Source organism: Bradyrhizobium sp. Kon58 (genome assembly GCF_055807455.1).
In genome coordinates this window covers 1-309 of sequence record NZ_JBVVOT010000302.1, presented here as the reverse complement: position 1 = coordinate 309, position 309 = coordinate 1, and the positions used below count along the sequence as shown (strand labels likewise).

1 protein-coding gene is annotated in these 309 nt (G+C 66.3%); it reads left to right on the top strand.

From position 1 onward, the window contains the following. A partial coding sequence (locus AC0L20_RS40555; protein ID WP_473295755.1) for a pilus assembly protein PilP occupies nt 1–309 on the top strand: 309 nt, incomplete at both ends.

Here is a 309-nt window from a genome sequence, read left to right as displayed (position 1 = left end):
GCCGCGCATCGTCACGGTGCATGACCTGGCGCTGCGGCCTGAGGGTGCGCTGTTACGTCTTGACCTGCTGGCCAAGACCTATCGAAGCACGGCCCAGGCAGGCAAAGCGTCCCGGGCAGTCGTCCCGGCTCCGCGCTTTGTCTATGACTCATCTTCCCTGCGTGACCCGTTCCAGCTCCTGGCCTTGCAACCGGATCACACACCTGGGCGACCAGTGCTTGCACCGGATCTCACTCGGCCCCGCGGGCCGCTGGAGGGCATTCCCACCGACCAGTTCAACATGGTCGGCACGCTGTCGGGCGGTGGGCA